The organism is Acinetobacter sp. WCHA55, from assembly GCF_002165305.2.
In the GTDB taxonomy this organism is placed as follows: domain Bacteria; phylum Pseudomonadota; class Gammaproteobacteria; order Pseudomonadales; family Moraxellaceae; genus Acinetobacter.
Map to the genome: position 1 here is coordinate 2,905,921 of NZ_CP032286.1, position 25,006 is coordinate 2,930,926.

19 protein-coding genes and 2 pseudogenes are annotated in these 25,006 nt (G+C 41.3%); 12 read left to right on the plus strand and 9 right to left on the minus strand.

Annotated features, from left to right (window positions below; translation table 11 throughout):
* The first annotated feature begins 141 nt into the window (after positions 1–141).
* Positions 142–1,158: a beta-N-acetylhexosaminidase gene (gene nagZ / locus CDG62_RS16750; RefSeq protein WP_087528601.1), complete on the plus strand. Its 1,017-nt coding sequence runs from the start codon at positions 142–144 to the stop codon at positions 1,156–1,158.
* Positions 1,159–1,316: 158 nt separating this feature from the next.
* Positions 1,317–2,189 carry a class I SAM-dependent methyltransferase gene (locus CDG62_RS16755; RefSeq protein ID WP_087528600.1) on the plus strand — a complete coding sequence of 291 codons (873 nt, stop codon included), beginning with the start codon at positions 1,317–1,319 and terminating at the stop codon, positions 2,187–2,189.
* A gap of 66 nt (positions 2,190–2,255) precedes the next feature.
* Here CDG62_RS16755 and CDG62_RS16760 read toward each other — a convergent pair whose 3' ends face one another.
* Positions 2,256–3,587 carry an alpha/beta fold hydrolase gene (locus tag CDG62_RS16760; protein ID WP_087528599.1) on the minus strand — a complete coding sequence of 444 codons (1,332 nt, stop codon included), beginning with the start codon at positions 3,585–3,587 and terminating at the stop codon, positions 2,256–2,258.
* 306 nt (positions 3,588–3,893) lie between these two features.
* Here CDG62_RS16760 and CDG62_RS16765 point away from each other — a divergent pair, with 306 nt between their 5' ends.
* The 5 genes and pseudogenes from CDG62_RS16765 to CDG62_RS16785 form a co-directional block, all read left to right on the plus strand.
* Positions 3,894–5,159, plus strand: coding sequence for a glutamate-5-semialdehyde dehydrogenase (locus CDG62_RS16765; protein WP_087528598.1), 1,266 nt, complete (start codon positions 3,894–3,896; stop codon positions 5,157–5,159).
* Positions 5,160–5,637: 478 nt separating this feature from the next.
* Entirely contained in the window at positions 5,638–6,855 is a 1,218-nt protein-coding gene (locus CDG62_RS16770) for an acetate/propionate family kinase (protein ID WP_078389364.1), read from the plus strand.
* 55 nt (positions 6,856–6,910) lie between these two features.
* The gene (pta, locus tag CDG62_RS16775; protein WP_087528597.1) at positions 6,911–9,052 is read left to right on the plus strand and encodes a phosphate acetyltransferase; all 2,142 of its coding nucleotides are present in this window, start codon (positions 6,911–6,913) and stop codon (positions 9,050–9,052) included.
* A 206-nt stretch (positions 9,053–9,258) separates the two neighbouring features.
* A complete protein-coding gene (locus CDG62_RS16780) occupies positions 9,259–10,272 on the plus strand; it encodes a hypothetical protein (RefSeq protein ID WP_087528596.1) in 1,014 nt (337 codons plus the stop codon).
* 155 nt (positions 10,273–10,427) lie between these two features.
* Positions 10,428–10,607, plus strand: a pseudogene (locus CDG62_RS16785) (NUDIX domain-containing protein); the annotation flags it as partial.
* Positions 10,608–10,640: 33 nt separating this feature from the next.
* Here CDG62_RS16785 and CDG62_RS16790 read toward each other — a convergent pair.
* A complete protein-coding gene (locus CDG62_RS16790; protein WP_004973108.1) occupies positions 10,641–11,846 on the minus strand; it encodes an IS256 family transposase in 1,206 nt (401 codons plus the stop codon).
* Between the two features lie 59 nt (positions 11,847–11,905).
* Here CDG62_RS16790 and CDG62_RS16795 point away from each other — a divergent pair.
* Positions 11,906–12,151 (plus strand): annotated as a pseudogene (locus CDG62_RS16795) (DNA mismatch repair protein MutT); the annotation flags it as partial.
* A gap of 95 nt (positions 12,152–12,246) precedes the next feature.
* Here the strand turns inward: CDG62_RS16795 and CDG62_RS16800 are convergent.
* Together CDG62_RS16800 and CDG62_RS16805 are read right to left on the minus strand one after the other, a co-directional pair.
* Positions 12,247–12,750: a DinB family protein gene (locus CDG62_RS16800; protein ID WP_087527630.1), complete on the minus strand. Its 504-nt coding sequence runs from the start codon at positions 12,748–12,750 to the stop codon at positions 12,247–12,249.
* Positions 12,751–12,859: 109 nt separating this feature from the next.
* The gene (locus tag CDG62_RS16805; RefSeq protein WP_087527631.1) at positions 12,860–13,765 is read right to left on the minus strand and encodes a DMT family transporter; all 906 of its coding nucleotides are present in this window, start codon (positions 13,763–13,765) and stop codon (positions 12,860–12,862) included.
* Positions 13,766–13,945: 180 nt separating this feature from the next.
* Between CDG62_RS16805 and CDG62_RS16810 the strand changes: the two genes are divergently transcribed.
* Positions 13,946–14,815: an AraC family transcriptional regulator gene (locus tag CDG62_RS16810; protein ID WP_087527694.1), complete on the plus strand. Its 870-nt coding sequence runs from the start codon at positions 13,946–13,948 to the stop codon at positions 14,813–14,815.
* Positions 14,816–14,837: 22 nt separating this feature from the next.
* On the opposite strand, the gene CDG62_RS19710 is transcribed toward CDG62_RS16810, so the two are convergent.
* Positions 14,838–15,353, minus strand: a complete 516-nt coding sequence (locus CDG62_RS19710) for a hypothetical protein (RefSeq protein ID WP_228254410.1) — start codon at positions 15,351–15,353, stop codon at positions 14,838–14,840.
* A 382-nt stretch (positions 15,354–15,735) separates the two neighbouring features.
* Here CDG62_RS19710 and CDG62_RS16820 point away from each other — a divergent pair, with 382 nt between their 5' ends.
* Together CDG62_RS16820 and CDG62_RS16825 are read left to right on the plus strand one after the other, a co-directional pair.
* Entirely contained in the window at positions 15,736–17,262 is a 1,527-nt protein-coding gene (locus tag CDG62_RS16820; protein ID WP_004692421.1) for a fumarate hydratase, read from the plus strand.
* Between the two features lie 103 nt (positions 17,263–17,365).
* Entirely contained in the window at positions 17,366–17,914 is a 549-nt protein-coding gene (locus tag CDG62_RS16825) for a DUF2059 domain-containing protein (RefSeq protein ID WP_087527633.1), read from the plus strand.
* A 5-nt stretch (positions 17,915–17,919) separates the two neighbouring features.
* On the opposite strand, the gene CDG62_RS16830 is transcribed toward CDG62_RS16825, so the two are convergent.
* From CDG62_RS16830 to tig, 4 genes are all read right to left on the minus strand, one after another.
* Positions 17,920–18,636, minus strand: a complete 717-nt coding sequence (locus CDG62_RS16830) for a DUF2846 domain-containing protein (protein ID WP_087527634.1) — start codon at positions 18,634–18,636, stop codon at positions 17,920–17,922.
* 159 nt (positions 18,637–18,795) lie between these two features.
* Positions 18,796–20,106 carry an ATP-dependent protease ATP-binding subunit ClpX gene (clpX, locus tag CDG62_RS16835; RefSeq protein WP_087527635.1) on the minus strand — a complete coding sequence of 437 codons (1,311 nt, stop codon included), beginning with the start codon at positions 20,104–20,106 and terminating at the stop codon, positions 18,796–18,798.
* Positions 20,107–20,134: 28 nt separating this feature from the next.
* Positions 20,135–20,740: an ATP-dependent Clp endopeptidase proteolytic subunit ClpP gene (clpP, locus tag CDG62_RS16840; protein ID WP_004692427.1), complete on the minus strand. Its 606-nt coding sequence runs from the start codon at positions 20,738–20,740 to the stop codon at positions 20,135–20,137.
* A 192-nt stretch (positions 20,741–20,932) separates the two neighbouring features.
* A complete protein-coding gene (gene tig / locus CDG62_RS16845) occupies positions 20,933–22,264 on the minus strand; it encodes a trigger factor (RefSeq protein ID WP_087527636.1) in 1,332 nt (443 codons plus the stop codon).
* Positions 22,265–22,537: 273 nt separating this feature from the next.
* On the opposite strand from tig, the gene CDG62_RS16850 reads away from it, so the two are divergent.
* Complete coding sequence (locus tag CDG62_RS16850) at positions 22,538–24,676, plus strand: TonB-dependent receptor domain-containing protein (protein WP_087527637.1); 2,139 nt, start codon at positions 22,538–22,540, stop codon at positions 24,674–24,676.
* Positions 24,677–25,006: the final 330 nt, after the last annotated feature.

The window sequence follows — 25,006 nt, forward strand, 5'->3', positions numbered from 1 at the left end:
GTCGTGTAGTTTTATCATAATCTGTGCTGACAAAATGTAGCAAATCATTGCAAAATTCGGGTATTGTTTTCGACGACCTGTTCGCTCTCATTTAAGAGCTAAAACAGTCACTGACCAAAAAATCAAATACGGACACCCAATATGATTGGCGCATTGATGCTCGACATCGCAGGCACAGAACTTACTCAAGAAGATATTGCACTATTACAAGCACCGCAAGTCGGTGGCATGATTTTATTTGGACGAAATATTGAATCTCCTGCCCAAGTTCGCGCCCTCACTGACCACATGCGCAGAATTCGTCCTGATATTTTGATTGCTGTCGATCAAGAAGGTGGACGTGTGCAACGCTTAAAACAGGGTTTTAGCCTACTCCCTGCTATGGGCAAGTTTGGCGAGCTATTCTTAAGCGAACCTGAAAAAGCTTTAAACTTGGCTGAACAATCTGGTTGGTTGATGGCGACAGAAGTTCTTGCCGTCGGTATCGACTTTAGCTTTGCCCCTGTACTCGATTTAAATGACATCAGTGATGTGATTGGTGACCGTGGCTTTGCCAAAAATATTCAAGACATCGTACCGCTGGCCAGTGCGTTCCTAAAAGGGATGAAAGCCGCGGGCATGGCATCGACAGGCAAACATTTCCCTGGTCATGGTTCTGTCAAAGCAGACTCGCATGTTGCAGCAGCCATCGACTCACGCACGTATGATGAAATTTATGCCAAAGATATGCAGACTTTTATCAAACTGATGCCACAGTTAGACGCACTCATGCCTGCACATGTGATTTATAACCAAGTCGATCCAAACCCAGCAGGTTTTTCACCGTACTGGATTCAAACTGTGCTACGTCAGCAACTGGGCTTTGATGGTGTCTTATTCTCAGATGATTTAAGCATGCAAGCCGCATGTGTTGCGGGTGGAGCCGATGCACGCATTCAAGCTGCACTCCATGCAGGCTGTGACATGGGACTTGTGTGTAATGACCGAGCAGCCGCATGCGTGGCTTTGGATGGAATTAGTCAACTGGCGCTACCAAACCAAGCTCGCTTAGAACGCATGCGTGGTCAGATTCCAAATATTAGCGTTCAGTCGAAGCTGCATTTAGGTGAAGACTGGGCTAAAATACGTGACCGCGTGGAAGTGTTTAGATTAAGTTAAGCACTTCATCTTTGACCATTTCAACCACAATATTTCGGACAAAGGGACATCACAAGATGTCCTTTTTTCATTATGATAAACTCAAAATAAATCAACAGGCTTGCTCGACCTTGCCCAAACAACAACGCTAAAACAACAAAATATCAGGTACGGATACCATGACAGATGCTTTATCGGCTCATCGCCATATCTCTTTTACGGCTCACTATACAGGCTATATTTGGTATAGCATGGGCATCTCACATCCTGTATTTGCCACCCGCAAAGGGAAGTTTTTGGCCAAACTGGTACATCCACTCGAAAGTTGGGCCGAGAAACATGTCGGTGGCAGCATGCGCACCACCTTAAAACAGCGTCATCAAATGATTGATGACCACCTCAGCATGCTGATACAACAGTATCCAAACTTACAAGTTTTAGAAATTGCCAGTGGTCTATCCCCACGCGGCTGGAGCTTTCGCCAGCAGTATCCTGAAATTGACTATCGTGAACTCGACTTACCTGACATGGCGCAAATCAAAACTCAGGCCTTACAACAGATCGATCAGACCAGTCCAGCAGTGCTGTCTGCCGACTTATTTAGCGCAGATTTTGCCCGTGCTTTTGAGGTGTTTGACCCTAACCTTCCACTGGTGGTGGTGAGTGAAGGTTTGATCAACTACTTTAGTAAAGACATGCTCGCTCAACTGCTGCAAGGCATTGTCCAATACGGACAGCAGTTTAATCAGTTATATTATCTAACTGACCTCTACCCAGAACCTGTAAAAAATAAGCTCGCTAACTTTATCTGGAGCAGTAGCAGACTTTTAAAATGGATGTCCCGAAGCGCATTTGGCTTTCACTTTGTCAGTCCATCCGAAGCAGCTCAATTTTTCAAACAAGCAGGCTTTCATACTGTGACTGTTCACCAACCCACTTTAGCTTTTAACAGAACTCAGTCCGACACTTCAAATTTAGATCAGCAGGATCACTTAGGCGACTTAGTCTGGTTGGTACATAGCCAATGGCAAACAGCCAATCAAACAAAGTAACAACCTTAAGTCCAAACCATAAAAAAACAGCGATAACACGCTGTTTTTTTTTGTTTTTAAATTCAATTAACTTACAGCTTCAAGCAACGTCTGTTCTTGTTTTTGACGCTTAACAAAGCGAAGCAGTCGCTCCGCGAGTTCAAAACTACCATGTTTAAACAAAGCACGAATATGCAGCCCATCTTCGGCAAAAATTAAACATTCAATCTGAAATGCGCCTTCTTCATCACTCAAGTGTAAAGCCAAATCACGTGGATATTCAGCCGCGACAGAAACCCAGTCTGACTCAAAACGTAAAAGCACTCCAAAGTAGTTCAAATCCACCACTTCTGTCGCAATCACCAAATCCGAATGGCGATAGCTTAAAAAAGTTTCAGGGTGTTGAATCTGAACCCGCTCTTCTCCCCGGCGCTCCATATCTAGCATTTGTGCTCGACTAAATGGAATAATCCCTTCTAGATGCTGAATGGGCTCGTCCTTCAGAAATGTTGCAAACAAGTGCATAGTTTCTTTACGGCGTTGTAGCTGTGGCACATGGTCTGCATTGGCAATTTGCGCATATTCCATGTCAGGACATTGCAGCGCAAAATTGGCATTTTCATGTGGCAAGGTAAAACTATCATATTGGCCACAGGCCACCAAGACTTTGCACTGCGGAATCGGCACATCGGTGAGGCGAAGCAAACGATTACAGTTGATTTCATAACGCTCTTGTTCTGTTGCGGTAAACTCTGCCATCTGTCTGAAGAACAAACGCTTAGCTGTAGGCGACATTTTGGTTTTATCCATTTTGGCATGATTGACCAGATACAAAATCACGGCCTGACCAAACTCATCCATGCGTTGTTCACGCATTAGATGTAACGATTCCTCCAGTAACATCCGCCAGCTTTTACGGGTCTTTTGCATCACACCCATTAAAATCATACGGTCAATCAGCTCTGGTCGTTGATCGGCCAGACAAGATGCCACCACTGAACCCAGTGACATCCCCATCACTGAAACTTTTTCTAATCCTTCAATGTCTAACCAAACGCCAAGCATTTTCGCGAGATCACCCAGTTCTAAAGTGCCCGCAGACAAGCCTGTATCGATATTACGAATTTGTTGATTGGCGCCCATTGAAGGCAGATCAATCAGGATAATCGGACCAGCATCGAGCAGTTGTTCAACGCAGTATTTATAGGAGTTAAAGTTTTGAAATGCCCCGCCAATAATCACGATAGGCGTACGATGGAATGACTCTGGTTGAGCAATCGCCATGTATTCGACTTTCCAGCCCTCAATCCATGTGGTTCGTGCAGGTTCTTTAAAGCTGTTACGATGGTAAACATCAAAAAAACCTAAGCGTAAAGTCGCGTCATCTAGCTCCGCATCCATTTGAATCATAGAATTCATGTTCCTTCCCTCTACTCTTGCCTGTACTTTTTGTTTTGCAAGAAATGCACGATCACGTCTGTTAGTGGCAACAGGGTGTTCAGTGTTGTAATAATTATGCAAGGACTTCATGTCCTAAAATTCATTCTATACAGAGCACTGTTTTGCACGCAACAGATTGTGTGACCGCTCATCATGTTTTAGATAAAAAACAATTTCAAAATATGTATAAGTCCGCCTATATGCTGGATTTTTCATGTAGAGACTATGCGGTCGAGTGTTAGGCTGTTACTATCTTCTGTGAAATTTCTAAGTGATCAAACCGCTATGCAAGAGTCGATTGAACAATATATGCAAACGGTAGGACAGCAAGCACGTCAAGCTTCTCGTATTTTGGCGCGTGCCTCTACCGAAACTAAAAACAATGCGTTGTCAGCTATTTATACTGCTTTAGTCAATAGTGAACCCGCTATTTTAGCTGCGAACCAAGCAGATATGAACAAAGCGCACAGCAACAACTTAGACAGTGCTTTACTTGATCGCTTAGAACTGTCTCCCGCACGCTTTAAAGGCATGTTGCAGGGCTTAAAAGATGTCATTAGCCTGAAAGATCCTGTCGGTGAAATCACCGATATGGCCTATCGTCCGTCAGGAATCCAGCTCGGTAAAATGCGCGTTCCTTTAGGTGTGGTTGGCATGATTTATGAGTCTCGCCCAAACGTGACCTTAGAAGCCGCGTCTTTAGCACTGAAGTCTGGCAATGCCATTATTTTACGTGGTGGTTCTGAAGCCCTCGAATCTAATAAAGCCATTGCTGAAGCCATTCAACGTGGTTTAAAACTGGCAGGTTTACCTGAACATGCGGTTCAAGTCATTAATACCGCAGACCGCGCAGCCGTGGGGCAACTGATTACACTCACTGAATTTGTTGATGTGATTGTTCCACGTGGAGGCAAAAGCCTGATTGAACGTATCAGCAATGAAGCCCGTGTCCCTGTGATTAAGCACTTGGATGGGAACTGTCACGTTTATGTCGAAGCACAAGCTGACCTACAAAAAGCCCTACCGATTGCGCTCAATGCAAAAACTCACCGTTATGGTGTATGTAATGCAATGGAAACTTTGCTGGTCGATGAAAAAGTCGCAGATGAGTTTTTACCACGTGTCGCTGAGCTCTACACTGAAAAACAAGTGGAATTGCGTGGCTGTGCTGAAACTCAGCGCATTTTAGGTTCAGACGTCAAAACAGCGACAGAAGAAGATTGGTACACCGAATATCTTGGTCCAATCTTGGCCGTGAAAGTGGTATCGGGTATGGAAGAAGCAATTGAGCATATCAATAAATACGGCTCACATCATACCGATTCGATCATTACAGAAAACTACTCTCTAGCTCGTGAGTTCTTGGCTGCTGTTGATTCAAGCTCTGTCATGATCAATGCCTCGACCCGTTTTGCCGATGGTTTTGAATATGGCTTAGGTGCAGAAATTGGCATTTCAACTGATAAAATCCATGCACGTGGACCAGTTGGATTAGAAGGCCTGACTTCACAAAAATGGATTGTATTTGGTGATGGTCAAATTCGCCAATAATCACTCCGACTGATATTTAGGTAAAATGTTCAGCTCTCCAAGGAGGGCTGAGCATTTTTTATATATGAACACTCTCTACCTCTGCGAAGCCTTAAACTTAAAGGAAATCATGATTTTTTTGATGGTCGCACTGATGGTCTATGTGATTATGTGTGGATCTAAAAATGAAATATCAAAAATAAACAGGAACGCCACAATATATTCAACTGCTTTCAGCAAATAGCGTGTTATTTTTATAGCGTTGGAGCTGCTGAATAATTCAGCATCATTTCATGAATAAATGAAAATCATGAACCGATAAATTTTAATTATTATTCATCAGACGGTCGATAGTGCTTAAGTCTAATCACCTAAAGTCTATCTTGGACTAAAAATATACACATGATACAACATAAAAAATGATCAAGATTGCATAAGAACGTACTGCATGAAGATCAGTTCTAGGACGGATAATTCAATTAGAATCAGGTATTAAAACGTGTCTACATCAGTATTAGTAATTAACTGCGGATCTTCATCAATCAAATATGCGCTCGTTTCTGAACGTCGTGAAGATCGTATTTTCGGTTTAGCTGAGAACTTAGGTTCTGCTGACGCTCGTATCAAAGGCATTACAGCGGGCGGGCAACCCCTTGAATTGTCTATTCCACATGCCGATCATGAAAAAGCATTGGAAACCATCTTAGAACGCCTTTCACATTATAACCCTCAAGCCATTGGTCACCGCGTGGTACATGGCGGTACATTGACCAAAGCTGAGCTTTTAACAGAAGAAATTGTAGAACGTATTCGTGCTGCAACACCACTTGCACCACTACACAACCCTGCACACTTGGTTGGGATTGACGCCACGATGCGTTTATTCCCAGAGCTACCGCAAGTGGCTGTATTTGATACAGCATTCCACCAGACTATGCCTGCACATGCTTACCGCTATGCTGTGCCAAAGTTCTTATATACTGAGCACAATGTCCGTCGCTATGGCTTCCATGGTACGAGCCATGCTTATGTGTCTGAACGCGGTTCAGAACTGGCAGGTAGCTTTAAGCAAGGGGGGTGGTTAACTGCACACTTGGGCAATGGTAGCTCTACTTGTGCGATTTGGAATGGGCAAAGTGTAGATACCTCAATGGGTTTAACTCCACTTGAAGGTGTCGTGATGGGCACACGCAGTGGTGATGTCGATCCAAGCTTACATAGTTTCCTTGCCAATAACCTAGGCTGGGACATTTATAAAATTGATAAAATGTTGAATAGCCAATCGGGCTTACTCGGCCTGTCTGACCTTTCGAATGATATGCGTACTTTGATTGAAGCTTCGGAACAAGGCAATGAAGATGCGACTTTAGCCATTGAAGTGTTTTGCTACCGCCTCGCAAAGTCATTGGCTGCGCTGAGCTGTGGTCTACCACGTCTTGATGGCTTATTCTTCACGGGTGGTATTGGTGAGAACTCGGCATATATTCGTGAAAAAACAGTCGCTTTCCTACCACACTTTGGTTTTAACTTGAGTAAAGAAGCCAATGACAGTTTAAAGCGTGGTACTGAAGGTCGTATTGATACAGGTACAGGTCCACAAATTTGGGTTGTGCCGACGGATGAAGAAGGCCGTATTGCCAAAGAAACTGCATCCGTAGCCAATGAGGTGATTCAAACTGCTGCAAAAAAGTCTGAAGACAATGTAGCGATCGCTTAAGCGGTCGTTACATTCACTCAAGTCTGTTTTAAATTCTTGTATGACGAATAAATATATGAAAACAATTTTACTTGTGCCGACTGGGGAAGGTGTAGGCTTAACATCAGCATGCCTAGGTTTGGTTTATGCACTGGAATGCCAAGGTGTTAAAGCTGGCTTTTTAAAACCATTCTCTCAAGAACTCACGGCGGGCGCAGACCGTACAACGGCGCTCTACCACCATGTGTCTAAAAACGAAACTGTTGAACCCATTAATTATCACACTATTTTGCAGCAACTTAGCACAGGTGAAAATGATGAGTTACTTGAAGATGCAGTTCGCCTACACCGCACCATTGCACGTAAGCATGACCTGATTATCGTTGAAGGTTTAGTCCCGAACAACCGTGATTCTTTTGCGTCTGAACTAAACGCGCAACTTGCCCAAGCGCTCGATGCTAAAGTGATCATCGTCAGCAATGCAGATATTAATAAACCAAGTGCGACGGCTGAGAAAATTGATAGCCAACTGCGCTACTTTGGCGGTGCCAGTTCAGAGCGAACCGCGGGCGTGTTATTGATGCGTACCAAGGGTTTGCCAGATGACTCGGCACATATTCCTGTGACGATTGACCCAAGTCTCCGTTTAGTTAGCGATACCAATAAGTTCATTATTGAACTCCAAAAGACCCATCCAAAACTCGGTTCAGACAAACTGCCAGTAATTGGTTTAGTTCCGTTTAGTAATACGCTTAGCGTACCGCGTATGTCGGACTTAGCTGCGCATATTCAGGCAGAATGGATCAATCAAGGCGATGCAACACAACGTCGTGTATTACATAGCAGTTTAATTGCATCGAATATTGAGCACGAACTTCATAAGTTTGTCGCAGGTGAACTCATTATTAGTGCATCAGATCGTATTGATGTGCTATTAGCATCCAGCTTAGCTAGCAGTAACGGTATTCCACTGGCAGGTTTGGTACTGACTGAACACCATACGCCTAACGAGCAAGTGCTTGCGTTCTGCCAAGCAGCGATTAAGCAAGGCTTACCAATTTTACATACCCCGCTCAGTACGTTCGATACGGCACAGAGCTTAGCCAATCTCAGCAATGAAATTCCGGTCGATGATACTGAACGTGCTGAACAAGTCACTCGTTTTGTGTCGAGCCATATCAATGAAGAATGGTTAACGGCAATGTTGAATGGCTCGTACCAACCTCGCCTCTCACCTTCGGCCTTCCGCCATGAATTGGTACAAAAGTCGATTGCGGCGAAGAAACGCATCGTCCTACCTGAAGGCGATGAGCCACGTACAGTTCAAGCTGCGGCCATTTGCCAATCTCGTGGTATTGCACACTGTATCTTATTGGCGAAACCAGAAGCTGTAGTAGAAGTGGCAAAAGCACGTGGTATTGAGCTTCCACATGACTTAGAAATTATCGATCCAGATTTAATTCGTGAAAACTATGTCGAAAAAATGGTGGAACTGCGTAAAGGCAAACTGAACGAGCTGCAAGCGCGTGAACAACTGCAAGACACTGTCGTTATGGGCACCATGATGTTGGCGCTCGATCAAGTCGATGGTTTGGTTTCAGGTGCAATCCATACCACAGCCAATACTGTACGCCCAGCATTTCAACTGATTAAAACAGCGCCTGAGTACTCACTGGTCTCTTCCGTATTCTTTATGTTGTTACCTGATGAAGTCTATGTTTATGGCGACTGTGCGATTAACCCAGATCCAAACGCAGAACAACTCGCTGAAATCGCGATTCAATCGGCTGACTCAGCAAAAGCTTTTGGTTTAGACCCACGTATTGCAATGATCTCATACTCAACGGGTACCTCTGGTGCTGGTGCTGAAGTTGAAAAAGTCGCTGAGGCAACACGCATAGCGAAAGAACGTCGTCCTGATTTGTTGATTGATGGACCGCTTCAGTACGATGCAGCATCGGTGGAAAGTGTTGGACGTTCGAAAGCGCCTGATTCTAAAGTTGCAGGTCGTGCAAATGTATTTATTTTCCCTGACTTAAACACAGGAAATACAACCTATAAAGCCGTACAACGCTCTGCAAATGTTGTGAGTGTGGGCCCAATGTTGCAAGGTTTGAATAAACCTGTAAATGATTTGTCTCGTGGCGCTTTGGTGGATGACATTGTGTTTACGATTGCACTGACTGCAATTCAAGCGGAACAGCAAGCAACTGCTTAAATCGAGTTGATATGATCCAAACCATCCAGCTAAACAGTTGGGTGGTTTTTTTTATTTTATAGCGCATAACAATATGAAGCCAAAGCTTAACTGCTTTATATTTATGGGCATAATCAGAACACAGAAAAATGGTAAGACTTTACTTTTCAGATACTTAAACAATATACTCAAGCCATATAATTAAATTCTAAATCATTGGTCTCATAATGAATAAAAAATGGCTTCCAATTCTACTGACAGCAACATTTTGTCTGACAGCATGCAGTGAGTCTAATCAACAGCAACAAATATCATCAGACTCAACACCAACACATAAAAACTTAAGTACAGCCAATCCAACGGATATTAAAACTGATCTTGATACCTTGGATCAGGTTGCGAATAAAAACTCTCAAGCCATTTTGAATGCACAGGACGCACTTAAAGCAGCTCGTCAAAATAAAGAAGTCAATACGATCCCTGCCTTGCTAGAACAACTAAAAATCCATTCGCTTGCGTTTAATGCTGCATTAGACGCTGCAAACTTCAAAAGCCAAGAAGGTGCAGCGTTAAGTGAAAAGTTTAAGCAAGTCCATTTACTTGGCGTTGAACTGGCACAAGAAAATACTAAAAATCCACCACAGATGGATCGCATCACTGGATTAGAAGCGCAAATCAGCGTGATACAACAAAGTTCTGTCAGTGAAATGAGAGCCTTACAACACATGATTTACCCTCAACTGAATTCAGGGGCATTAAACAACACTCGACAACAGGTAAAATCAGACCCTGAGCTCAATGTTACGGCTCATACTCCACCCCATAGCACCTCACATCTGAGTCAAGATAATGCCGCAGACATTAAACATGACCTCATTGCTCTTAGAGCAGTATCTCAAGCAGCCAAACAAAAGGCTCAAGATTCTTTTATAGACATGCAAAATGCGATAGACAGCGGTAATAGAAATGCGCTTATGAAGGCTGTTAAACAAACCACTACGCGAATTCATGATCTGAATCAAAAGTACGATGCTGTGACACTCAAAAGTTCAGAAGCCACAGTAGCTCGTGAAAAATTGAAAGAAGAAAATAATCTTCAAATTGAAATGGGTAATATCATCCTATCTGACTCACCAGATCGACAGAGGTTTGCTGAGTTGAGTAATAAACATGACAATTCTCAAAAAATGGTTGAGATTGAGATGGAAGCACTTCGGCTTAAAGCCAATACAGCGTCATGATGCATTCATGTATATTTGGTGAATGCTATTTTTAGTCGAAAAACGCCCTAATAGCTTTTGATAACTAGATGCTCCAATATAGCCCGCGACCATATCCATGACCCTATCTACCTTTTAAGTAGTGTACCGACTTGCCTCTTGGGTAAAATTCAAAAATGACATTAATCGAAAAAGTCGTCCCAGTTATATTTCGAAATATCAATCAAACAACAGAAATATTAGTGTTTAAGCATCCAATTGCGGGTATTCAAATCGTAAAGGGTACAGTTGAGGTGAATGAAGAGTTGGAAACAGCGGCTCTGCGGGAGCTTTATGAAGAGTCTGGTATTTTATCGAGGGCGTTCAAAGTTCTGTGTCAGTAAATTTGACTAGATTTTAATTATATCATCTAATCGACCTTCAAAGTAAATGGATAATTGAGTAATGGTTTGTCCCCATTCCTGAATAGGCATTGTCCATTTTTCTGATGCCTGTTGAATACCAATATACAGTAATTTCATCAGACTATCCTCATTGGGGAAAGCTCCTTTGGTTTTGGTTAGTTTGCGGAATTGACGATGTACGGCTTCAACGGCATTGGTGGTGTAAATCGGCTTCCTAATCGCTTTAGGGTATTTGAAATAGGCGGATAGTAGATGCCATTTGGTACGCCATGACTGAATGACCACACCATATTTTTCGCCCCATTTTTCTTCTAGCTCATCCAGTGCTACTTCTGCCGCCCCTTTGGTATCAGCACGGTAAATTGGCTTTAAATCAGCCATAAATGCCTTCTGATCTTTACTGGCAACATAGCGTAAAGAATTACGGATTTGATGAACGATACACAGTTGTATTTCTGTTTGAGGGTAAATCGCTGCTATGGCTTCGGGGAAACCTTTTAGTCCATCTACACAGGCAATCAGAATATCCTGAACACCACGATTTTGTAGGTCTGTCAGTACACTAAGCCAATGGTTCGCCCCTTCGCTTTCCGACAAATGCAAGCCGAGTAGTTCCTTCTTACCTTCAACATTTAAAGCTAAAATGGTATAGATCGCTTTGCTCACATAAACACCTTTATCCTTCACTTTGTAATGTATGGCATCTAACCAAACAAAGGGATAAATTGTATCGAGTGGGCGTTGTTTCCATGCTTGTAACTGAGGGAGGAGCTTATCTGTAATATTGGTGATAGCACCATCTGAAATCTCCAATCCATACATATCAGCAACATGCTTTTGAATATCACGATAGCTCATACCAAGTGCATAGAGTGATATGATTTTATTGTCAATTTCTTCTGATAATTTGGTCTGGTTCTTTTTAACTAACTGTGGCTCAAATTCACCATTTCGATCTCTAGGGGTTTCAAGCTCAAATGAACCTGATGTAGATTTTACTGTCTTGCGAGTATAGCCATTGCGGCGATTACCTTGTTTCGGATTCGCTTCAATGTAATTCTCGATTTCTGCTTCAAGAGCAGCTTCGGTCAGCTGTTTAATTAAAGGGGTGAGTATGCCATTTTCTCCAGTCAGTGCTTGTCCTGACTGGAGTTGTTTTAAGGCTGTTTCAAAATCAAATGTAGTTGCCATAGTGCATCATTCCTGTTTTTAACAGTTTAAGGAAATGACACAGTTTTTTGAACACTACCATTTTATCTGCACATATTCACTCATATTTAGGTTTACATCATCCATCTGAGCAAGGCCCGAACTGGCATGTATTTATCTGCCATAGCACAGAAGCTTTAAAAGAGCATTGGACACATTTTTGCAATGATGACGGTGGATTAGAATTTAATTTCTTTTGGCACCCTCTGTTTGAGTCACCAAGCGCTGAATGGCATCCATTATTCCAAGAATTACTAACGTTTATTAAATCAAAAATTGAACCCTAACTTGGAAAAGATTTTATATTCGTTAGAACTAAAATAATGTGTATTAACAAAGATTTTATGTCTATTTTTTAATGGTAGTCACTATTCTTTTTAATTTACTGACGGTCTTCGATCAACATATACACCATATCAATCTCTGGACATGGATAGCCCATTGAAGTTAAAGCTGCTGTGACTTGTCCCCGATGATGCGTTGCATGGTTAAACACATGCAATAATGTAGCAGCATAGGGCAGGCTCATTTCTTGTCCAGCCGATGTTTTGTAGTGTAAATCATGTCCAAACTTTTCCACATCAACATGTTTTAAAAAATCTATCCAATGGTGAGCCCTGCTTTCTAACTCAAACATGAGTTTATTTTTATCCCTCTCTACGATGGTATTTAACTTCAGTAGAGGCGATGGTTTCGATGAAAACCGAGGAAACCATAGATAATGCTCCCCCACAAGCAAATGATTCAACGTTCCAGAAATAGTTTTGAAGAACAGTCCGCATTCAGCATTAAAATCTTCATCAGAGACATTTTTTAAAGCTTGGTTTAATTTTTGAGTAGACCATACGTTGTAACGAGCGAATAATTCAAACGTTTTTAAATCCATTTATAAAGCCATACATGCAGTTCTCTAAAATGAGCATAATACACAGGATGAAAAACACCTAAGCCTTTCATTTATAGTGCAGAATATCTTTTAATTTTCTTGTACACACTCAGCTTCGCTTCAACATTTGACTCAGCCTCAACTTGGGTGCCTTGATAAAGAAAATTGCATTACCACATAAAATCAAAACCACCCCAATCACCGCATTTATATGCCATTGATACCCTTCCCAAAGGGTCGAAATCACCAAAGCCACCAACGGAAATAACAAGGTACTATAAGCTGCCTTGCCTGCCCCAATCCTTCCAACCAAATAAAAGTAGGCGGTAAAGCCAATCACTGAACCAAAAACAGCCAAATACAATAAAGCACTCACTGCACTAAATTCCATAGCGGGGAAAAACTCGTCGTGTTTAAATCCAGCAATCAATGCCATCAGAAGTGAACCATATAGCATGCCATAAGCATTGGTCGTGAAAATATCCAGACCGTGTTTTTGATGACGCGCACTGATCATATTGCCCAGTGAAAAACCATAAGTGCCCAACACACAAAGACCAATCCCTATCAGCGTATGGTTGTTTAAGGTACTTCCCACCACATCATGCCAAAACAAAGCAATAATCCCCAATCCACCTAGCAAAGCCGCAGGGTAAAAACGTGTAGAAACCTGTTGTTCAAAGAACAGTTTGGCATTGAGGGTATTAAAAATGACCGCCATTGAAAAAATAACAGCCTCTAAACCACTGCTAATATATTGCACCGCATAGTAAAAACAGACAAAGTTAAAACCAAAAATACAGCACGCTTGTAACATACAAAACAGATGATCTTTTACAGCCAATTTTTGCAATTTTCGGCACAACACAACAAAAGCAAACAACACCATAGCTGAAATAAAGAAACGCCAAAACACTGCCACATTGGTCGATATTCCACTTTGTTGTTGCAGACTTATCGCAATCCATGTCGTTCCCCAAATCACGACCACCAAAGCATATAACAGCGCATTCATACTCTTTCAATCCAACTCAAACCACTCACGCTATTGTGCTTGGTTTAGCTGTCCCATTACTTGCACCTTCTTGTGGTCACTATCATGAACTTGTGGTTTTTTTACTGGTTTTCGGATATAGATGACAAAATGACATCAAAGCCCTACACTCATTCTTCCATTCGGCACTGCGTATAGATGATGAAATATCAGATTCTAGATCAATTACAACAGCATAAAGCTCAACTCCTCAACTCGGTCGAACTGGGTTCGGGCATGCAGTTGGCCATGTGGCAAAACAACCAAGACCGCGTCAGTGTTTGCAGTAACCACCATACACTCAGTATGTATATTCAAGGTGGATATCATAGTTATCAAAAGACAGCTCAAGGCTGGCATAATGGCGGTGGGCCAGATCATATGTGTTTGATGCCACAGGACTTTGAGTCAACATGGGATCTTCGTGATCCACTGACTTTTGTGCATCTGTACTATACTGAACAACACCTACAACGCGTCGCCGAACAGGTGTGGGATCGTGAGCCGAGCCAAATTATTTTAAATCCACAAAGTTTCGTGGCCGACCCACAGATTTCGATGATCTACCGACACTTTTTACTCAATGGGGCTTGGCAGAACCGTGAAAATCATTTGCAGATGAGTACTGCCACGACACTTCTGCTCAATCATTTGATTAAAAATTATAGCCATACCGAGTGGCAAGCCCCTGAAGTCAAAGGCGGGCTGTCTCCATATAGCCTGAAACAGTTATTAGAATGGATTGATCAACATATTCAGCAAAGCTTGACCTTGTCAGATTTGGCCGAGCAAACGCAGCTCAGTGAGTACCATTTTGCCCATATGTTTAAGCAATCCATGCAAATGCCGCCACACCAATATGTGATGCAACGTCGACTTGAACTGGCACACCAAGCTCTACAGCAGACGACTGCCAATATGACGGAGATTTCAGAACAGTATGGATTTAGCTCCAGCAGCCATTTTAGTCATCGCTTTAAAAAGCACTTTGGCTACTCTCCATCCCAAATGCGGAAAAGTGAGAAAAATTAGATCGGATAAACTCACATTCAGCTTATTTATCTAACATCAAAATAAAGCTCATCATTAGACTTGACATTAAAAAACCGAAAAATGCACTCATCACATAAGCTTTCCGACGCTCTTGAGCAGATTGGCTCAGGACTTGATGGCGCATTTCCATATGTTGCTTTTCTTCAAAAATCGTCATCTCGACATCGTTTTTAGGCGGAGCTTTTTTCAAAAGCAAAGGCAACATTGCAAGTATCATGCAGTAAAAATTAAATTTAAATATATCTTCGACAATGACATTGCCTGCATGTTTTTGAGCCATTAAATAAAACAGGAAAATAGACCACAAGAAAAAGCATCCGATAAATAGCAAGGCTGAAGTCGAGGAATAATATTTCATTGTATTTGTTTGAAGATTTGAAGATTTGAAGATTTGAAGATTTGAAGATTTGAAGATTTGAAGATTTGAAGATTTGAAGATTTGAAGATTTGAAGAGAGCTTAAAACAAAAAAAGAAGATAAAGCTTAAGCCTGATCTTCTTTTTGACCGTACATCCAAGTCGCTGCTATATATACACAAAAGCCCGCAGCCATCACTAAACCTGTCAACATGTTCGATGTCCTATTCTTTGATGAATGCATTATGCGAAAGTTTTATGACAACTTTATGACAATGCTGTCATATTTCAAATATTATTATTTTTCCATTATATTCAATATCTTAAGAATAAAATCATATTCATAATCCGAATTTAAATGTGAAATATTTCTTTCAACTTAGGCATTTTTGTCATATTTACAATCGTTTATAACCTCATTTTCTGGTCAATTTTGTTCAACTATTAAACTTTCGCCCAAAGGCTGCGTAAAACATCCACAACATCGGCATTTTGTCTTATAATTTAGCCCGCTAGCTATCAGCCCGCTCAAGAGATATTTGTATGACCACTATTATCAAGCAAGATGATTTGATCACATCGGTCAAAGACGCGCTTCAGTTCATTTCTTACTATCACCCACAAGACTTTATCCAAGCGATGAGCCGTGCGTATGATCGTGAAGAGAACAAAGCTGCGAAGGATGCGATCGCGCAAATCTTAATTAACTCGCGTATGTGCGCAGAGGGCCACCGCCCGATCTGTCAAGATACAGGTATCGTCAACGTATTCGTTGAAGTGGGCATGGATGTTAAATTTGATTTAACCATGAGCTTAGACGATGCAATCAACGAAGGTGTACGTCAAGGTTACTTAGAAAACTCCAACGTACTGCGTGCTTCTGTATTGGCTGACCCAGCTTTTGGTCGTAAAAATACCAAAGACAACACCCCTGCTGTGATCTATCACAAACTTGTTCCAGGCAACAAAGTGGATATTACTGTTGCAGCAAAAGGTGGTGGTTCAGAAAACAAATCTAAACTGGCGATGCTTAACCCATCCGACTCAATCGTGGATTGGGTACTCAAAACTGTTCCAACCATGGGTGCAGGTTGGTGTCCACCAGGAATGTTGGGTATTGGTATTGGTGGTACTGCTGAAAAAGCCATGATGCTTGCAAAAGAATCGCTCATGGAAGAAATCAACATGGACGAATTACTTCGTCGTGGACCTGAAAATAAAATCGAAGAACTTCGTATGGAAATCTTCGAAAAAGTAAACGCACTCGGCATTGGCGCGCAAGGTCTAGGTGGCTTAACCACAGTTCTAGACATTAAAATTAAAGATTACCCATGTCACGCTGCGGGCAAACCAGTCGGTATGATTCCAAACTGTGCAGCGACTCGTCACGCGCACTTCCAACTTGATGGTACAGGTGTTGCACACATTCAAGCACCAAAACTGGAAGACTATCCATCTGTCACTTGGGATTCATCAACCTCTAAACGCGTTGACCTCGACACCATTACCCAAGAAGAAATGAACGCTTGGCAACCAGGCGACACCTTACTTCTAAACGGTACCATTTATACGGGTCGTGATGCTGCACACAAACGCATGGTCGACATGTTGAACAATGGTGAAGAGCTTCCTGTCGACTTAAAAGGTAAATTCATTTACTACGTTGGCCCTGTAGATCCAGTCGGTGATGAAGTGGTTGGTCCTGCTGGCCCAACAACAGCAACACGTATGGACAAGTTCACACGTCAAGTACTTGAAGCAACCGGTATGTTCGGCATGATCGGTAAAGCAGACCGTGGTCCTGCTGCTGTTGAAGCAATCAAAGACAACAAAGCGACTTACTTAATGGCTGTGGGCGGCGCAGCTTACCTTGTGTCTAAAGCGATTCGTGAAGCTGAAGTGGTTGCTTTTGCTGACTTGGGTATGGAAGCAATTTACAAGTTTGTAGTGAAAGACATGCCTGTATCAGTCGCAGTTGATGTGAATGGTACCTCTATTCACGCAACAGCACCAAAAATTTGGCAAGCCAAAATTGGTAAAATTCCAGTAGTTGATGCTGCAGCTGGCTAAAACTTAAGTTTTACTTTTTTGAATACCCTTAACATGCTAAGGTCATGTTAAGGGTATTTTTTTACCTATTTTTATAGACTTAATCAAAAGATATAGACCAACAATGAAAAAATTAAATCACATGCTTTACGGCATCGCCTTATGTGTCCTCAGCACAGCTTCTTTTGCAAAACCCGCAACCGAAGCATCGGTAGAAAAGGCGCTCAAACTCGGCGATATTAAAGGCACTTTAGCGCAGTCTCAGCAAGAGATGCGCCCTGTCTATGACCAACAAGCCGAAGAAATTATTAAGAATATTTTTAAAACCTCCACACTCAATGCTGAACAACAAAAAGCAGCCAAGCAAATCGCTGAAATCACAGCATCATTTAGCAGCAAATTGATTTCTGATCCAAAATTTATGCAAATGCTTAAAAATGTCTATATGCAGACCTTTACCGAAGAGGAAGTGTTAGCCAACATTCAGTTCCTCGAAACACCTCTAGGCCAGTCTATCAATAAAAAAAGCAGCAAAATGATGAGTGAAATCATGCGTAATAGCATCGCCATGTCTGCTGAAATGATGCAAGATCCAGCTATTCAGCTAGAAATGAATCGTCAAATTGAAAAGACCCTGACCCCATTATTTGAACAAGCCAAAAAAGCACAATAGCTCACTTACCAGGTTAAAGGATTCCACAGCTTAAACGGCTTCATCAGTTGAACATCTTCATCTGGGTCATATTTTGTAGGCTTAAGTTTTTGCGCTTTCTTTCGTAACTCACCCGTGTGTTGATCTTCAGCTACAAAGTTATAACTGTTGGACTTTAACTGGGTAAATGCAATTTCCTGAATCGCAATTTTTTCAGGTATGATCGCCAAAGGCCCTGCAACCTCTCGTCTGGTAGCCAAGTTCTCTTCATCATACTTGATGAAATAAGACTGCCCCGCTTCTACGCTAAAATCGAGATATTTTGGCTTTTGGAAATGATTAATGCCCAAAGGCCGACTACTCGATAAACGATAAGTCCCCGCGGGCAATTCGACCCAATAGTAATGATTGTTCAGCAGGCTTGGAATACGTTCTTTATTGATAAATAAGCTCGAAGCCACAATTTCTTGACGGTTCCATTTTGAATCTGGACGGTATAGATAGACGATCGCTGCTTGTTCATGTTGAGGTTGAACACGCTGAAAACGCTGTCCTAATTTTTGATTGACCCAACCACCTACGCTAAACACCCCAATACGATACTGCTCAATCATGCCAGGGTCGTGATCAAAATCAACCTCATGGTTGAGGGTTGATGTTAGTTCAGGTTGTTCAACTGTCGCTTTTCCATGACAACCCAATAAAATTAAACTGCTTAAAAGCGTAATCATCATTGCACGCATGACTGTTCCTCACGGCGTATTTTTTATTTTGATACTGAATTTTTAGTTTTAATCTAGGCATCCCAGCCTATTGATGCAGAGTAGCACTCCCTCTTTTTTTTGAATATAAAAAAACGTGTGAAAACACTCGATTTTCACACGTTTCAGATGAATAACAACTTAAGCGGACTTTGAATTAATCACTTTTAAATCAACTTTAGCTGTATCTTTCTGTTCAATTCTTGGCAAACGCTCCGGCTTAAATAATGGCGCAGCCGTGCCGTTAATCACGTCTTCATTCACCACAACCGTACCAACATCGGTACGACTTGGCAAATCATACATGGTTTCAAGCAGCGTATTTTCCAAAATAGAACGTAAGCCACGTGCACCCGTATTGCGATCTAGCGCTTTTTTCGCCACAGCGCGTAGTGCTGAGTCTTCAAAAACCAAATCAACATTTTCCATATCAAACAAATGTTGGTATTGACGTGTCAATGCATTCTTCGGCTCAGTCAGAATTTGCATCAAAGCTTCTTCATCCAACTCTTCCAAAGTCGCAATTACAGGTAAACGACCAATAAATTCTGGAATCAGACCAAATTTCACCAAATCTGTCGCCTCAACTTGACGGAACAAATCAGACAATTTCTTGCCTTCATCTTTCTTTTTCACTTCAGCAGTGAAGCCGATGCCGCCTTTTTCTTGACGCTGTTGTACGATTTTCTCAAGACCCGAGAATGCTCCACCACAGATGAACAAGATATTTGAAGTATCAATTTGAATAAATTCTTGCTGCGGATGCTTACGCCCCCCTTGAGGTGGAATAGAGGCAACCGTACCTTCGATCATTTTCAGTAAAGCTTGTTGTACGCCTTCACCCGACACATCACGCGTGATCGACGGATTTTCAGACTTACGGGTAATCTTGTCGATTTCGTCGATATAGATAATACCTTTTTGCGCTTTCTCTACATCGTAATCTGCTTTTTGTAGAAGCTTTTGTACAATGTTTTCAACATCTTCACCGACATAGCCTGCTTCGGTAAGTGTCGTTGCATCAGCCATAGCAAAAGGAACATCGAGGAGACGTGCCATGGTTTGCGCAAGCAAGGTTTTACCTGAACCTGTTGGCCCTACCAATAAGATATTACTTTTTGCAATTTCAACAGCATCGTCATGTTTATGGCCACCATGTGTCGCTTTAAGACGTTTATAGTGGTTATAGACAGCAACTGACAAGGTTTTCTTTGCCACATCTTGACCAATGACATATTGATCTAGTGCCGCACGAATTTCTTGAGGTTTAGGCAATGGTTTTGCAGCCCAGTCACCCGACTCAACTTGTTGACTGGTTTGCACCAAGTCTAAGCATACGTCCACACATTCATTACAGATGTACGCGTCCTCGCCTGCAATCAGTTTCCCGACCTCAGACTGCGTTTTACCGCAAAATGAACAATGCTTTTGTCCTTGAGGATGTTCGGACATATTCACTCCAATTTTAAACTTTTAAAACTTATGGACGTTTAGATAACACTTCGTCCACGAGACCATACTCTTTTGCAGCTTGCGCTGTCATAAAGTTATCACGGTCAGTATCACGTGCCACAGTTTCATAGTCTTGACCACTGTGCTCTGCCATTAAACGGTTTAAACGTTCTTTAATGAACAGAATTTCACGTGCATGAATTTCAATATCAGATGCCTGACCACGGAAACCGCCTAACGGTTGATGGATCATGACACGTGCATTTTCAAGGCAATAACGTTTACCTTTCGCACCTGCATTCAACAAGAAAGCCCCCATTGATGCTGCTTGACCCATACAGTAGGTCACAACATCGGGTTTAATAAATTGCATGGTATCGTAAATCGCCATACCAGCAGTCACTGAACCACCTGGTGAGTTAATATAAAGATGAATATCTTTATCTGGATTTTCCGCTTCTAAAAACAACATTTGTGCGACAATCAAATTCGCCATGTTATCTTCAACTTCACCAGTCATAAAAATGACGCGTTCACGCAAAAGACGTGAATAAATGTCAAATGAACGTTCACCGCGAGATGACTGTTCTACAACCATTGGAACTAAGGCATTATCGATAGTTGGAATATACATACGTTTACTTATTCCTAAATTTTTTGTTACTCAACTCATAGTCACAATATGAGGGATAATTGCTGAAAATGCAAAATATTCCCAAGTAAATAACAGATATTTTTTGCATAAGCTTTGTGAACGCAAGGCCTTTTACAAACCTAGATCACAATAAAAAAGGCGCTCAATGCGCCTTTTTTACTTTAGCTAAACTTAGCCTTGTTGACGAGCTTGTTGCTCTTTCAATAAGTCTTCGTAGCTTACAGCAGTATCTGTTACTTTAGCAGACGCTAAAATGTGATCAACCACCTGGTCTTCTAACACAACAGCTTCGATTTGGGAACGTTGTTGTTTGTCATTTTTGAAGTATTCAATCACTTCAGCTGGATCTTCATAAGAAGAAGCCATATCTTCGATGTAAGCATCAACACGTGCTTGATCTACTTCGATTTTAGCATCAGCTAAAACTTTGCTTACCAATACGCCTAATTTTACAGATTTTTCAGCTTGTTCTTTGAATAATTCATCTGGAAGCATGCTTGAGTCAAATGCTTTCGCACCTTGAGCACCAAACTGCTGTGTGAACTGTTGAATCATTTGTTGACGTTGACGGTCAACTTCTTGAGCAACCATAGATGCAGGAAGTTCAACTTCGTTTGCAGCAACAAGCGCATCAAAAGTAGCACCCTTCACTTGGTTACGTAGACCATTTTTCACTTCACGTTCCATGTTTTTACGAACGTCAGCTTTTAATTTTTCAACGCCTTCTTCTTCAGTTAGACCAAAAATTTGAAGGAATTCAGCATCAACTTCAGGAAGTTTTTGCTTTTCAACAAGCTTCACAGTGATTTTGAATTGTGCAGCTTTGCCTGCAAGGTTTTCAGCTTGGTAGTCTTCAGGGAAAGTAACATCAATCACTTTCTCTTCGCCTTTCTTCATGCCGACGATGCCGTCTTCGAAGCCAGGAATCATACGACCTGAACCTAAAACAAGTTTAAAGTCTTCAGCAGAACCGCCTTCAAACTTCTCACCATCTACAGAACCTTCAAAGTCAAAAGTGACTTGCATGTCTTTTTTAGCCATGCCTTTTGTTTCAGTCCAAGAAGCACGTTGCTTTTGAAGGTTTTCAATCATCTGGTCAACGTCTTTGTCGTTTACTTCAGATGCTTTACGTTCAACTTCTAAACCATCAAATTTCACGTTAACTTCTGGATAAACTTCAACAGTCGCTTCGTATACAAGCGCGTCGTCTTTTAATTCAGATTTTTCAATGTTTGGCATGCCAACAGCATTGATTTTTTCTTGTTGGATCGCTTCAAATACTGTGTCACGAATAATGTCGCTTACGACTTCTTGATAGATACCCGCGCCATATTCACGACGAACAACATTTACTGGCACTTTACCTGGACGGAAGCCGTTGATCTTCACAGTTTTAGCAGTGCGTTTTAAGCGAGCTTCGAACTGCTCGTTAACACGGCTCGTCGGTACAGATACATTTAAACGACGGGTAACACCCGAAACCGCTTCAGAAGTTACTTGCATGGCTTCCTCAATCTTTTGGTAAGAACAATTTTAAAAAGTGCCACATTATATGACAACATTGAACGATATACAAAACACCCGATTGAAACCACATATTTTTTTCTTCATTTATCATTTTTTATTTTGAATATTTTTAAATCGCTACTGATTAAGCGCAAAGTATTATATTTTTTATGGCTTTTTGTTGCAAATGATAAATATTACCATTAATATTTGCATCAACTTTGATCGCTTTTTTCAATTTTTTTCTCGTCCATCATTGGAACTCTAGTTATGAGTAAGTTTAATCTACACCCTCTTTCATTGGCATTGCTTGGGGCAATCACCACTCCTGTTTTCGCAGAAACAACAACTGAAGACTCATCGCCACATCAGCTTTCCACCATTGTGGTTTCAGCTGCGGGTTTTGAACAAGATATTAAAAATGCACCTGCATCTATTAGTGTCGTGACTAAAGAAGATATAGAAAAGAAAAATGCGACCAGCATTGCCGACCTATTGGCTGATGTGCCGGGTATTGACGTTCGTTCTGGTGTGGGAAAAACATCAGGATTGAATATCAAAATGCGTGGCCTAGGCAATGACTATAGCCTGATTTTAATTGATGGTCGCCGCCAAACCACCTCATCAGATGTCACTCCAAACGGCTTTGGCGAAACATCAAATGGTTTTTTACCACCTTTAGCCTCTATTGAACGTATTGAAGTCATCCGCGGACCAATGGCAACACGCTATGGTTCCGAAGCGATGGGTGGTGTGATTAACATCATTACCAAAAAAATAAGTAATGAATGGAATGGTAACGTCACTGTCAGTGGCAATGTCATGGAAAGTAATGCTGAAGCTGACTCATGGAAAACCAGTTTTGTCTTGAATGGCCCAATCATGCATGATCGTTTAGGCTTACAACTCCGCGGGAGTTATTTGGACCGTCAACGTTCAGAACGCATTGTGGCGGGCTCAACCTCTCGCGACCCACGCCCAAGCAAAGCTGAAAACTATGATATCGGTGGAAAATTACAATTTACATTAGATGATAAAAACTCTTTCTGGGTTGATGGTTTTACTTCAAACCAAACCTATGACAACTCTGACCAGCGATTAGGTAACTTTTTTAGCCGTGGTGGCATTGCAGGCTATGAAGATGAGTTAGAGTTCAATCGTGTGCAAATCTCAGCAGGACACGATGGTAATTACGATTTTGGTCAATGGAAAACGTACATTAGTCAAAATAAAACTGAGACCAAAGGTCGTACTATTCCAACTGATGCCTTCCCTACTTTAGCAGGCCTACCACGCACCTTAGAAAATACAGATTTAGTTTTTGATTCACATTTGGTTGCTCCAATTGCGAACCATAAACTCACTGTGGGTACAGAATATAAAGATGTCACTATTGCTGACGATATTGCAGGTATGGGCAAAGAATTTACCCAAGATACATGGTCAGTCTATGCAGAAGATGAATGGAGTTTATTAGATAACTTACATTTCACTTTCGGTGGTCGTTATGAAGATCATTCAGGATTTGGTGGTCACTTTAGTCCACGTGCATACCTAGTATGGAATACAACGGATGCTTTAACGCTTAAAGGTGGTGTAAGTACAGGTTATAAAACACCATCAGCCAAGGACTTATACAACGGTATTATTGGCTATAGCGGTCAAGGTACAACACCAAGCCTTGGTAATCCGGACTTAAAACCAGAGACATCTGTTAACTACGAACTCGGTTTAAACTATCAACCTACAGATACTTTAGACTTTAATGCTACTGCATTTTTTAATGTCGTCGAAGACAAGATTGTGTCTAGGAATTTTTCATGTGCAACCAATGATTGCTCAAACTTCAATAGCAATGTGACTTCTTATAGCAAAAGTTTCAATGCCGATGAAGCAGAAATTTATGGCTTAGAAACATCGCTTAAATATCAAATCATTCCCGAGTGGGATGTCAAAGCGGCCTATACTTTTACCGAATCTGAAATCACTAAAGGTGCAAATAAAGGTTATGCGCTTGAGTCAACGGCGAAACACTTATTTAACCTAACATCGACTTGGCATATTAATGATCGCCTTGATGTCTGGTTACAACACGAATATCAGTCAGGCCGTCCTCGCTATCTAGCAACACCAACTGGCGGAGAAATTAGTATTGAACGACATACAGACAATAAATTTTCTGCTTACAACCTATTCAATTTAGGGACAAGCTATCAATTAAATCATCATGTCCGCATCAATGCCGCTGTAAATAATCTATTAGATAAAGACTTTACCGAGTATATGGATTATGTCGATACCAACGGCAATGTTCAGCAAGCCTATAAATATTTATCTATTGGCAGAAGCTCAGAAGGAACCTATTTACCTGGTCGTAACTACTGGCTATCCATTTCTTATGATTTCTAATGATACTTAGCATCATGTAAAAAACCTGCTTCGGCAGGTTTTTTGAGAAGCTACATGGAGCATATAGATCCAATACAATTCCTTCATATTCATCAGACATTTTCAAAAATATGACTGATAAAAATATAGATTCTAAATTTCAATAATATTACAAAAATACAATCTACTTTTCCAATAGATATAAAAATCAATTAAATATGTTGATTTTATTATATTATTACATTTATTTTTTCTACGCAAATATATCTAAGCATCGACAATTCCAATGTAATAGTTATGCTACAAAAAATAAGAATCATTATTATTCGCATACTAATTTACAACGCTAGA

Coding starts and splice junctions, on each gene's coding strand:
- CDG62_RS16820 (WP_004692421.1), top strand. CDS start 15,736: ATGACCACTATTATCAAGCAAGATGATTTGATCACATCGGTCAAAGAC.
- CDG62_RS16800 (WP_087527630.1), bottom strand. CDS start 12,750: ATGGATTTAAAAACGTTTGAATTATTCGCTCGTTACAACGTATGGTCT.
- clpP (WP_004692427.1), bottom strand. CDS start 20,740: ATGTATATTCCAACTATCGATAATGCCTTAGTTCCAATGGTTGTAGAA.
- CDG62_RS16805 (WP_087527631.1), bottom strand. CDS start 13,765: ATGAATGCGCTGTTATATGCTTTGGTGGTCGTGATTTGGGGAACGACA.
- CDG62_RS16755 (WP_087528600.1), top strand. CDS start 1,317: ATGACAGATGCTTTATCGGCTCATCGCCATATCTCTTTTACGGCTCAC.
- CDG62_RS16830 (WP_087527634.1), bottom strand. CDS start 18,636: ATGCGTGCAATGATGATTACGCTTTTAAGCAGTTTAATTTTATTGGGT.
- CDG62_RS16790 (WP_004973108.1), bottom strand. CDS start 11,846: ATGGCAACTACATTTGATTTTGAAACAGCCTTAAAACAACTCCAGTCA.
- tig (WP_087527636.1), bottom strand. CDS start 22,264: ATGCAAGTAACTTCTGAAGCGGTTTCGGGTGTTACCCGTCGTTTAAAT.
- CDG62_RS16825 (WP_087527633.1), top strand. CDS start 17,366: ATGAAAAAATTAAATCACATGCTTTACGGCATCGCCTTATGTGTCCTC.
- CDG62_RS16760 (WP_087528599.1), bottom strand. CDS start 3,587: ATGAATTCTATGATTCAAATGGATGCGGAGCTAGATGACGCGACTTTA.
- pta (WP_087528597.1), top strand. CDS start 6,911: ATGAAAACAATTTTACTTGTGCCGACTGGGGAAGGTGTAGGCTTAACA.
- CDG62_RS16765 (WP_087528598.1), top strand. CDS start 3,894: ATGCAAGAGTCGATTGAACAATATATGCAAACGGTAGGACAGCAAGCA.
- CDG62_RS16850 (WP_087527637.1), top strand. CDS start 22,538: ATGAGTAAGTTTAATCTACACCCTCTTTCATTGGCATTGCTTGGGGCA.
- CDG62_RS16810 (WP_087527694.1), top strand. CDS start 13,946: ATGAAATATCAGATTCTAGATCAATTACAACAGCATAAAGCTCAACTC.
- CDG62_RS16780 (WP_087528596.1), top strand. CDS start 9,259: ATGAATAAAAAATGGCTTCCAATTCTACTGACAGCAACATTTTGTCTG.
- clpX (WP_087527635.1), bottom strand. CDS start 20,106: ATGTCCGAACATCCTCAAGGACAAAAGCATTGTTCATTTTGCGGTAAA.
- nagZ (WP_087528601.1), top strand. CDS start 142: ATGATTGGCGCATTGATGCTCGACATCGCAGGCACAGAACTTACTCAA.